Below are 10092 nucleotides of genomic sequence, written 5' to 3'. Positions count from 1 at the left end.
TGAGATTAGAAAATTGATTTAATTTTGTCGCATTACTTATTGCAATTCAAGATGTCTAAAAATAGAAAAGTTTTCGCTTCGTGGATTTTTAAAAATAAAAGAGGGATTTAGAGGCTGATGTCGAAACCTATAACGCCATACGCTAGTGTGAGGTAAAAACATACCGCAAGGTATTGGAGGTGACCATGTATGTAGACGTAACATTAGACGATATTATCTTGTATGCCTTAGAACACCATGTGAGCGATATCCACTTTGATCCCGTTAAAAGTGGTGCTCATGTTCGGTTGCGAAAAGATGGACTGCTGCAACATTACATGACTGTATCATTTGAAGAAGCTGAACTCATTATCAACCGTATTAAGGTTTGTAGCTCTCTAGATATTAGCGAGAAGCGTTTACCACAAGATGGGCGTTGGTCTTGGAGTCATAAAAATAAGTCTGTAACGATGCGTGTATCTACATTGCCTAGCCTATACGGAGAAACCTTAGTATGTCGCCTTATGGGAAATGAAGGGAGTCATAAAGACTTAAAAGAATTAGGCATGCAGCCGGATATCTTTGAGCACATTGAACAATTATTAAAACGTCCTTATGGATTATTACTTATCTGTGGACCTACAGGCAGTGGTAAGACAGCTACTTTATATGCCATGCTTCGCATGTTAAATTTAGACGAAACTAAGCTTATCTGTCTTGAAGATCCTGTAGAAGCCGAAATCAAAGGGGCTATACAAATTGGTATTAATGAAAAGATTGGATTTACCTTTGCCAAAGGTCTTCGCTCTGTATTACGGCAAGATCCAGATACGATTATGATTGGTGAAATTAGGGATAAGGAGACCGCAGAGTTAGCCGTTAAGTCTGCTTTAACGGGGCATCGCGTATTATCTACTATACATACCAATACAGCTATAGGCGTTGTAACGCGACTCATGGATATGGGCGTAGAGCCGTACTTAATACGGGCTACTTTAATGGGGGCTATTGCACAACGGCTAGTACGAAAATTCGATGGTACATCATATCAGGGACGGACTGCTCTATTTGAATACTTAGAAATACCAGCTAATTCAGCTCATTGGGACGAATTAGAAACACATTTATTATTGTCATTAAAAGAGTCTGCTCGTAAGGCCGTATCTCAGCATGTTACATCTATAGAGGAGGTGCATCGTTGTGGACTCATGCTGTAAGAGTGAAAGTTTAGAAACTATTGTAGAAAATGCAATACAACTATCATCAACAGATATTCATCTACAATGTGGTCAGCCTATCTATTTGCGACATGGTGATGGATTAAGGGCTACTTCCTTTATGTGTACTACAGAATTAATCGAGGATATATTGCGTCGTTGCGGTATAGCATCCTATGAGTGGCAGTCTCTTGATGAGGCTTGTTCCTGTTGTGGTGTGCGTATCCGTGTTCATCTATATCGAGCTAATCAGACCATATGTGGTACATTGCGATTACTTTGTCATCAGCAACTTAAGTTAGATGATAATAGTGAAGGTCAGTTATTACAAAAGCTATGTGAAGCACATGATGGTCTATTGCTTGTTTGTGGCCCTACAGGCAGTGGTAAAAGTTTTACCTTAGCTTGTTGTATTGATTATATAAATCAGACTATGGAACGTCACATTATTACCTTAGAAGACCCTATCGAATTTGAGTTTGTATCTAAAAAGTCTTTAATACATCAACGACAATTAGGTGCTGATATTAATACTATGTCAGATGGTATTCGAGATGCTTTACGAGAGGATCCGGATGTCATTATGGTAGGCGAACTTCGAGATCGTGAAACCCTTGAAGCGGCACTTCATGCGGCAGAGACTGGTCACCTTGTAATGGCAACTATGCATACACAGCGTGCAGTGATGGCGGTTCACCGCATGATTTCTCTATTTCCTGGGGAGCAACAAGAAGAGATACGGAATCAAATATCTCAAGTGTTACGGGCCGTTATATGTCAGCGTTTACTTCGATGGAATAAAAAGTTCATTACTATTCGTGATATTTTGCTAAATACCCATGCAGTAGCAAATTTGATACGGACCCGTAAGGAACCACAAATCATATCTATTCAAGAAACGCAACTACCGATGAAAACATTAGAAATGGCTGTGCGAGATGTAAAGGCACAATATGGAGCCCAACAACAATTGCATACCTTGCTCGATCAACAATTATCGTAGGTGAATATATGGAGGCTTATGAATATGTCGTAAAAAATAATCAAAATGAAACAGAAAAAGGTTTGATGTGGGGGGATTCAGAACAAGAAATTGCAATACGGTTAAAACGAGATGGTTATAGAATTTATAGGATATCGTTGCAGGATGAAAGAAAGAAACATAAATGGAATCATACTATGGTGGTAGATGTGACTTATCAATTAGGTCTACTCATTGAATCTGGTGTTCCATTACGGCGAGCCTTACAGTTGCTCTGCCAGGGGAAACGAGGACTACTCTATACAGCTTTATATGAATCCATAGAGCGTGGTCAGACTTTATCACAGGCTTTACGAAGTGAAGGATGTCCTCCTATTGCTTTGGCTTTACTAGAAAGTGGTGAAGCAGCGGGCACCTTGGGTGAGAGTTTACAATATATATCCCGTCACTATGATTGGGAGAGGCAGCTGAAACAAAAGGTTATGAGTGCTATTTCCTACCCTTTATTTCTTCTTTTAATGATGAATATATTTTTTCTAGTTACCATTTTGTTTATTATTCCTTCGTTTGAACAGGTATTTACCACTATGCATATTACATTACCTTTGATGACGCGAGCTCTTTTTGCATTAGGACAAGGGTTAAAATCGCATCCTCTAATGGTAATAGCTATACATTGTGTTGTAATAGGTTCCTTAGCATTTGCTTATAAACAGCATAGTATAAAGTGTAAAGTACATCGTTGGCTTTGGCTGTTGGCTCACCGATACCAATGGAGTACTTGTGTGTATTATACAAGTATTTTAAAAGTTTGGGCTCTCTTACTAGATTCTGGTATTTCTATCATTCAAACCATGAATATTACTCGCCCTTTGTGGGGGAATATATATGGTGTTGAATGTAGTAAACAAGTGGAAGCAAGATTATTATCAGGACACTCACTGGAAGAAAGTTTACGTAGTGGTCAGATAGGAAATGCTTTTATATGGCAAATGGTGTCCATTGGAGAAGAGAGTGGTGAATTAGTAAAAATGTTAAACCACTGTGGCTACTACTATGAATCTATACTTTCAAAATATATTGCTCGTTTAGAACGATTATTGGAACCAATTTTACTAACCATAATGGGAATCGGTGTAGCCGTATTAGTTGTATCTGTTATGTACCCCTTATTTACGTCCATTGCTAACTTAGGAGGGCAATAGACAATGTTATTACTTAACTATTAAAAGGAGAATATTATGAAGTCTGTTATGCATATGATTCATGGAGTGAATCATCGATTAGAAATGTGCGGTCAATGGGTCGTAGATCGACTACATATTTCTCGTGTTCGAGAAGGGTTTAAAAAATCGAGAAAAGGCGGATTTACTCTCGTTGAGTTAATGGTTGTAGTAGCGGTTATCGCTATATTAGCGGCTATTGCGATGCCACAATTCTTATCTGCTGCGGATAAAGCTAGAAACGCTAAAGAAACAGCAGATATTCAAATTATAAAAAATGCTACTCAATTGTATATGATTGACAAAAATGTCGATACACCTCCAACAGTAGAAAATCTATATAAGGAAGGATATCTTACTGAACATGTTAAGACTGCAAAAGGAAAAGAATACACTATTACTTATGAAGTTGTCAGTGGTGGGACTTCAAAATCTGTTGTTGTTAAAGCACCTAATGAGCCTTAATTAACTTGTATAGATTATGAATTACATACGTTAGTTATATGAAAGGACAAGGTATGAAAGGGACCAATTATGTGATAGGACTTTTTGTATATATAGCATCTATATTGCTACCTGTTATAGTTTCATCAAAAGCAATATCTTATACTCACATTGCTTTGTATGCTGTGTTTTCACTCATCATCATAGCAGGTGCTACCATCGATATGCATTACTATATATTGCCTGATGAAGGGGCATTAGTTCTTATAATAGGTGGCATTATATATAGCTATATAAATGATCAATCTATGTTAGTAACCTTATTAAGTGTTATCAGCGTAGGTGCTATTACATATGGACTTCGTTTGATTAGCCATAAAGGCTTTGGCATAGGCGATATTAAATGGTTTTCTGCTATTGCAATATGGCTCACTCCATGGGAAATTATATGTTTCTTTTACGTAACTTTTTGTGTTGGTTCTCTCTATCTCTTACTCGCCGGTTATCGTAATCGATATATCCCATTTGGTCCCTTTCTATGCTTTGGCGGATGGTGTGCCTTACATGGTGGTTCCTATATGGAGGTGCTTTATCAATGGTTAAGGTGCAACTTATAAATCGTCAAAGTGGATCTTTATTGGCGGAATGGATTATTACTATTGGTTTAATCTTATTGCTCATTTCTATTGCCTTACCTATTGTGACAACACCTAGTCGTTATACTTTAAATGGTGCTACGCAAGAGGTGGCGTATATGCTCAAGAAAGTTCAACTGTGGTCTATGTTAGGGCATAAATCTAATGGTAAAGGGAGAATGCTTTTTATTTTAAATAAGGACAGTTATACCTTAGAGGAAGATGTTAATCATCATACGGTAAACATATCATTACCGCAAAATATTGAGAATGAACGGTCTATGACAATTATTTCTTTTTCAGCCTTGGGCTTACCCTATGATGGGACAGAAATTATTTTGAAAGATCGTGAAAGTGGTGAGAAAAATCGTATATGGATATCTGTACAAACGGGGCGAATTAGATGGGAAGAAGTGCACTGAAGGATTTATGTATGGTGACGCTTTAATATCAGCCGCTATAATCATGTTCATTTTACCGGTTGTATTATCTATTTTTTGGATGGCTACTCTTACGGTATATAGGGCGTATTATTGGGATCATATATTGCAAGATACCATAACGTATTTAGAAGTGGCTAAAGCTTCTTATTATAAGAATGGAGCAATAGAAACTGGTGTATATAATTCTCAATTTACAATGAGTCCCAGTGAAAAAATTACCTATAAAATACATATAAAGCCTGTAGTGATAGAAGGTGTATCTTTACAACGATTAACAGTAGATGCCATCGACAATCAATCTGTTGTCTATTCTCTATCAGTTGATTTGGAGGGGATACATTGAAGGGCGAGGATATAGAAACGGTAATTGGGAAGAATAAAGAATACAAGCAGAATCCCATAACAGATAGAAATAAAAATAGAAATGATATGGGTTTTATTTTGTATTCTACGCTTATTAGTATGATGATTTCTATCATAGTCCTTACCTTATTGTTAGGTATCGTATTCTATGCAGTTATGTGGGATGCTAAATTACTTGATAGTGTAGCTATGATGGAGGATGGTCGATATACACGGCGTATGGTTGTGGCTCATATGATATGGAATCCTGTGAAGGTTACTGTAGAAGATCGTAATACAAGTTTATATATTCACGATACAAAGCGCACAACCTTAACTGTACAACGTCATGCATTATACAGAAAATTAACGGATGGTAGCTTGCAACCTGTCAGTGGTAGTCGAATTGTAGGAACTACAGATAAAAGAAATGTGGGCTATACCCAAGAATACCCTTTTAGTGTAGATACTAATGGGACCGTGTATTTACGTTGGTATATTAATAATCGTTTTGTTAATGATAGAAAATACACAAGTGGTTATGGAGGATTATCCATATATGAGGTCTCTATTGGACAGAGTACTATTTATGATTGGTATACAAGTAAAGAGGAGACAGGTTATGAACGTAGGAGCCCATAACGCGGGCTTTATTACATATATAGCGATACTTACAATGTCCTTTTTATTATTATTAGCTTTTATGGGGCTGCGTATAGGACAAATATGTGAAAGTAATGTGGTAGACGAATTGCATTTGGAAGAGGCTCATTATGCGGCACAGAAAGGTGTTCATTGGTTTGTGGGCTATTGTAAATTAGGAAATGTATGGGACTTTCAAAATAAATTAGTTGTGATAGATGATGAAAATGTAGAGATTACTATTGAAGCAGACCAATCAACAGATAATCCGCGACATATTATGAGTTATGGAAAATTGAAAAATAGTGAAATCGTGAGTCGTGTACATATGTATGTGACCGTAGATAAAGAAAAACATATGCATGTTATAAAGGTAAAACCTTATTGAGGTGATTCTATGAAACGAAAAAAGAGAATACATTCTGGAGTATGTATAACTGATGAACATATTGTATGTGTTACCGCTCATATAGAAAATAAAACAATGGTCATTACTGATGCGTTAGAAATGAAGCGTACAGGACCTATTGATGAAGACGTTACAAAATTTATAGAAACGTATGATTTAGATGAAGGGGCTTATAGTATTGTTGCTAATATTGATACACAAATGCATGTAGCACCTTATGATCCTCATGATTTTGATATGAAGGAGTTTATAAAGTGGAATATAGAGGACTACTTTAGTTTTGAGGGGGATAGTTTCCAAATGGATGCTTGTCGCCGGGAATATCCACGACACAATTATCATATGTTTATGGTGGCTGTAGATCGGCATTCACTAGAGCTTTTGAAGCAAGGTATACGAGATACTTATGCACCCGTTGATGTTATTGATTTTTGGCCTATTCCTATTTGTTATTGCTTGATGCGGCGCAGCGGTACTGTAACAGGTGTTGTGGAAGAAGGCGCCATGCATTTATGGCTTTGGTGGAATGATATATGCATTCAAGAGTGTATTGTACCTATTACTAGTAGCGATGTAGCTGAAGCTATGGATAAGTTAGAAGTGAGATTACAAGACTTTGGTATAGATGAGATACAGGGAATTCGGATGTATGGGTTAGAATCTATAACAAATGAAGAACGGACAGATATGGAAGGTATAATTTCCATGTATGGAGAAACTGAATATATTCCATTATTATTTTTAGGTCGTGGTCGTAATCGTTGCAAGCAAGGACAATTAGATTGGGACATGGCTATCGGTATGGCAGCAAGGGGGCTTAAATGGATTGGATTGGGCTGGTAAGGACAGATGTATTAATTTAATGCCTCGCTCGTTACGATGGCATAGTTTATGGCATACCTATCGATACCTTCTTTATGGGATAAGTCTTATATACATTATAGTAGGGCTTGTTACTATATATAGTTGTTGGTCAAGCTATCGTAGCTATGAAAATCGAAAGATAGACTTTGTGCGATTGCAAGCAAATGCTCAGTATCAAGAAATACATCAACAATATGGTGAATTAATGGAAATAAGAAATAAAATAATAAAGAATAAAATCCTTAAGAATCAAACAGATATATTACCCAATACAATGGTCCTTTATATTCTTGATGCCGCTATGTCAGAACATATTAGTCTACAGCATCTTAGCATTAAGGATGGGCGTATCAGTATAGATGGTATAGGTACGAGTGACGAAATGTGTCGTAAATTTATTGCTATTCTCCAACAAAAATTACTAGGGATGGAGTGTCATGGAACAGTTAAAGCAGATAAAGGTGTTTATACATTCCATATGGACGGATCTAAAAGAGAGCACAACGTATCAGGTCGAGAGAATATTAACGGGCCTAGTGTTGTGGGGGATGCTCATTAGCCTTTCTATGTATGGGCATATTTATTTTGAAGACAAAAATAATAGCTTAAAAAATCAACAAGATAATTATAATATACAAATGAATGCTGAGTCAGATTATATAGTGTCTAATGAAGCAAAACTATTAGAATCTTTTACACGGAACAAGACATCTAATACGAGTTCTAATACAAATATTTTTGATTCCTTGCAAGGAGAACCATTAATGATTGTCAGTACTGATGAGCATGAAGGTATACTAGAATTAACAGTATTAGGTAGTACAGAGCGTATGATTAACTGGATAAATACTGTTGAAGAAAAGGATCCTTCACGCCGTATAGAAATAGAAGATATAGAACGTAAAGGTAATGTAGTTTATGTGCATTGTGCAATTAAATCGATTATAAAACCTTAATGAAAATCGGGTGTACTGTATAGAGACAGATTATAGATTTTATGTCTATAGTCTGTCTTTGTTTTTGGACCATTTTATAGTACAATGAAGGATATGTAATGATAAGGGGCACATAATAGATGATAATAAAACGGAATATTATGCTCATCGGTTCTATGGGAAGTGGCAAAAGTCACTTTGGACGGAACCTTGCAGAACGCAAGGGTTGGCAATTTGTAGATACCGATCGCGTATTAGAAAGTCGTTTTGGGTTGCCCATTGCTGAGATTTTTAAAAAGATAGGAGAAAAAGCATTCCGCCGCGCCGAAATGGATGTACTAAAAAAGGTTTGCTTATACCATGAAGCAGTGATTTCTGTGGGTGGGAATTTTCCTATTGAACATCGCACCTTAAAGGTATTAAAAAAATATTCCTATATTATTGGTATCCGAGCTGCACAATTCCGTATTGTCAGTCGTGTGAATCGCCGTGTTGGGAAACGGCCTACCATGGACTATAGTAATGTGAATGCCTTTGTACATGCTATGATACAATCGTGGAAGCCCGTGTATAAGCAGTGCGATTTTGTACTAGATACAACAAATGGCCGGACCTATGATTTTATACAGCGTATTGAGGATGAATTAGATGCCTCAGATGTGCAATTTAAAGCAAGACGTCAACCCAATGATATAAACGATGTAGATGCTAAAGAAGCATCTGAAGATATACAATTTAATAATCAACAAAGTAGGAAAAAAGAGATTTCTGAAGCAGTATCAAAAAGAGCAATGTCTAATAAAATTCGTTATGATAAACGGTATAAACAAAAGACTTCTAATCAAACGAATAAAAAAGGTAAGGCACATAGTATATCCAAACAACGTACACCACAAGGGGGTAATGGATATGAGAAGAATCGCAATACTAACAAGCGGCGGAGACGCACCTGGAATGAATGCCGCCATAAGAGCGCTAACTAGAAAAGCTATACATGAAGGTTTTGAAATATTTGGTATTGAACGTGGCTATTTAGGTATCATTGAGGAAAAGATATTTCCCTTATCGAATCGAGACGTTGGTGGCATCATAACACAAGGTGGTACGATGCTGAAAACGGCACGCTTTCCAGAATTTCAGAATGAAGAAATTCAACGCAAAGCTTATGATATTTTGAAAACTTATGACATTGACCATTTGGTTGTTATCGGTGGTGATGGCTCCATGCGTGGTGCTACAAGTTTATCTAAACTTGGTATGTCTACTATGACCATTCCATGTACGATAGATAATGACATGGGTGGTACACAATATACGATAGGCTATGATACGGCTCTTAATACGGTAGTTGATGCGGTTGGGCGTATTCGTGATACATCAAACTCCCATGAACGTGTAGCTATTGTGGAGGTTATGGGGCGCAAAGCTGGACATATTGCATTAAAGGCAGGCCTAGCTTGTGGGGCAGAAATAGTTTTGGTTCCTGAAAATCCCATGCCTTTACATGCGGTTTGTCGTCATTTAAAGGAAACACAAATTCGGGGTAAAGAATATAGTGTTATCCTCGTTGCAGAAGGTGCCTATAACAGCGGTGAGGTGAAAGCTTTTATCAAGGAGCATACAGAATTTGATCCTAGCCTAACTGTGTTAGGCTACTTACAACGTGGCGGTGGTCCATCGGCATTTGATGCTATTTTAGCGGCTCGCATGAGTGAAGTCTGTATTAATTTATTGATGAGTGGTGTCGCTAACCGATTAGTAGGTTATATAGATGGTCATATCCGTGCACTATCTTATGAAGAGGCAGAACGTCTTGAATTTCCAATCGATGAGAAGGATTATAGATTATTGTCAATATTGAGTAGTTAATGGCCCGTAAGGGCCATTTTTTATATATCATAATTTATTCATTAATGAAATTATATTGCGTAAAAGCAATTGGTGCTGTATAATTTAAAAATACTATATGTGTTGATA

The 10092-nt window shown here is 37.0% G+C and carries 14 protein-coding genes; all 14 read left to right on the top strand.

Going from position 1 to position 10092, the window contains the following annotated elements; translation table 11 throughout:
• Window positions 1-185 precede the first annotated feature (185 nt).
• The 14 genes from DW000_RS02615 to DW000_RS02550 all read left to right on the top strand — a co-directional run bounded on the left by DW000_RS02615 (window position 186) and on the right by DW000_RS02550 (window position 9984).
• A complete protein-coding gene (locus DW000_RS02615; RefSeq protein WP_120054856.1) occupies window positions 186-1196 on the top strand; it encodes a GspE/PulE family protein in 1011 nt (336 codons plus the stop codon).
• Window positions 1180-2199 carry an ATPase, T2SS/T4P/T4SS family gene (locus DW000_RS02610; protein ID WP_004697309.1) on the top strand — a complete coding sequence of 340 codons (1020 nt, stop codon included), beginning with the start codon at window positions 1180-1182 and terminating at the stop codon, window positions 2197-2199. The genes DW000_RS02615 and DW000_RS02610 overlap by 17 nt, the downstream gene beginning before the upstream one ends.
• Window positions 2200-2207: 8 nt before the next feature.
• Window positions 2208-3383, top strand: a complete 1176-nt coding sequence (locus DW000_RS02605) for a type II secretion system F family protein (RefSeq protein ID WP_008714115.1) — start codon at window positions 2208-2210, stop codon at window positions 3381-3383.
• Between the two features lie 36 nt (window positions 3384-3419).
• On the top strand, window positions 3420-3866 hold the full coding sequence (locus DW000_RS02600; RefSeq protein ID WP_004697182.1) for a prepilin-type N-terminal cleavage/methylation domain-containing protein: 447 nt from the start codon (window positions 3420-3422) through the stop codon (window positions 3864-3866).
• Window positions 3867-3919: 53 nt separating this feature from the next.
• On the top strand, window positions 3920-4462 hold the full coding sequence (locus DW000_RS02595; protein WP_120054855.1) for a prepilin peptidase: 543 nt from the start codon (window positions 3920-3922) through the stop codon (window positions 4460-4462).
• On the top strand, window positions 4441-4902 hold the full coding sequence (locus DW000_RS02590) for a hypothetical protein (protein WP_024061885.1): 462 nt from the start codon (window positions 4441-4443) through the stop codon (window positions 4900-4902). Before DW000_RS02595 ends, DW000_RS02590 begins: the two co-directional genes overlap by 22 nt.
• A 124-nt stretch (window positions 4903-5026) precedes the next feature.
• Window positions 5027-5266 (top strand): hypothetical protein, encoded by a 240-nt coding sequence (locus DW000_RS02585; RefSeq protein ID WP_243624514.1) that lies wholly within the window; start codon window positions 5027-5029, stop codon window positions 5264-5266.
• The gene (locus DW000_RS02580) at window positions 5263-5907 is read left to right on the top strand and encodes a hypothetical protein (RefSeq protein WP_120054853.1); all 645 of its coding nucleotides are present in this window, start codon (window positions 5263-5265) and stop codon (window positions 5905-5907) included. The genes DW000_RS02585 and DW000_RS02580 overlap by 4 nt, the downstream gene beginning before the upstream one ends.
• Window positions 5888-6295 carry a hypothetical protein gene (locus tag DW000_RS02575; protein ID WP_021148255.1) on the top strand — a complete coding sequence of 136 codons (408 nt, stop codon included), beginning with the start codon at window positions 5888-5890 and terminating at the stop codon, window positions 6293-6295. Before DW000_RS02580 ends, DW000_RS02575 begins: the two co-directional genes overlap by 20 nt.
• Window positions 6296-6304: 9 nt before the next feature.
• A complete protein-coding gene (locus DW000_RS02570) occupies window positions 6305-7159 on the top strand; it encodes a hypothetical protein (RefSeq protein ID WP_004696134.1) in 855 nt (284 codons plus the stop codon).
• Between the two features lie 322 nt (window positions 7160-7481).
• Window positions 7482-7739, top strand: a complete 258-nt coding sequence (locus DW000_RS09855) for a hypothetical protein (protein ID WP_232055008.1) — start codon at window positions 7482-7484, stop codon at window positions 7737-7739.
• Entirely contained in the window at window positions 7729-8136 is a 408-nt protein-coding gene (locus tag DW000_RS02560; protein WP_042986426.1) for a hypothetical protein, read from the top strand. The genes DW000_RS09855 and DW000_RS02560 overlap by 11 nt, the downstream gene beginning before the upstream one ends.
• 119 nt (window positions 8137-8255) lie before the next feature.
• Window positions 8256-9098 carry a shikimate kinase gene (locus tag DW000_RS02555; protein ID WP_004696128.1) on the top strand — a complete coding sequence of 281 codons (843 nt, stop codon included), beginning with the start codon at window positions 8256-8258 and terminating at the stop codon, window positions 9096-9098.
• Window positions 9070-9984 carry an ATP-dependent 6-phosphofructokinase gene (locus DW000_RS02550; RefSeq protein WP_004696126.1) on the top strand — a complete coding sequence of 305 codons (915 nt, stop codon included), beginning with the start codon at window positions 9070-9072 and terminating at the stop codon, window positions 9982-9984. Before DW000_RS02555 ends, DW000_RS02550 begins: the two co-directional genes overlap by 29 nt.
• Window positions 9985-10092 lie beyond the last annotated feature (108 nt).

This window comes from Veillonella sp. AF36-20BH (genome assembly GCF_003602765.1).
Lineage (GTDB): Bacteria > Bacillota > Negativicutes > Veillonellales > Veillonellaceae > Veillonella > Veillonella hominis.
This window is presented reverse-complemented; position numbering and strand designations above follow the sequence as displayed.

Excerpts from the sequence above, each read along its gene's own strand:
- DW000_RS09855 (WP_232055008.1), top strand. The coding sequence starts at position 7,482 with ATGTCAGAACATATTAGTCTACAGCATCTTAGCATTAAGGATGGGCGT.
- DW000_RS02600 (WP_004697182.1), top strand. The coding sequence starts at position 3,420 with ATGAAGTCTGTTATGCATATGATTCATGGAGTGAATCATCGATTAGAA.
- DW000_RS02605 (WP_008714115.1), top strand. The coding sequence starts at position 2,208 with ATGGAGGCTTATGAATATGTCGTAAAAAATAATCAAAATGAAACAGAA.
- DW000_RS02590 (WP_024061885.1), top strand. The coding sequence starts at position 4,441 with ATGGTTAAGGTGCAACTTATAAATCGTCAAAGTGGATCTTTATTGGCG.
- DW000_RS02595 (WP_120054855.1), top strand. The coding sequence starts at position 3,920 with ATGAAAGGGACCAATTATGTGATAGGACTTTTTGTATATATAGCATCT.
- DW000_RS02560 (WP_042986426.1), top strand. The coding sequence starts at position 7,729 with ATGCTCATTAGCCTTTCTATGTATGGGCATATTTATTTTGAAGACAAA.
- DW000_RS02555 (WP_004696128.1), top strand. The coding sequence starts at position 8,256 with ATGATAATAAAACGGAATATTATGCTCATCGGTTCTATGGGAAGTGGC.
- DW000_RS02570 (WP_004696134.1), top strand. The coding sequence starts at position 6,305 with ATGAAACGAAAAAAGAGAATACATTCTGGAGTATGTATAACTGATGAA.
- DW000_RS02615 (WP_120054856.1), top strand. The coding sequence starts at position 186 with ATGTATGTAGACGTAACATTAGACGATATTATCTTGTATGCCTTAGAA.
- DW000_RS02550 (WP_004696126.1), top strand. The coding sequence starts at position 9,070 with ATGAATGCCGCCATAAGAGCGCTAACTAGAAAAGCTATACATGAAGGT.
- DW000_RS02575 (WP_021148255.1), top strand. The coding sequence starts at position 5,888 with ATGAACGTAGGAGCCCATAACGCGGGCTTTATTACATATATAGCGATA.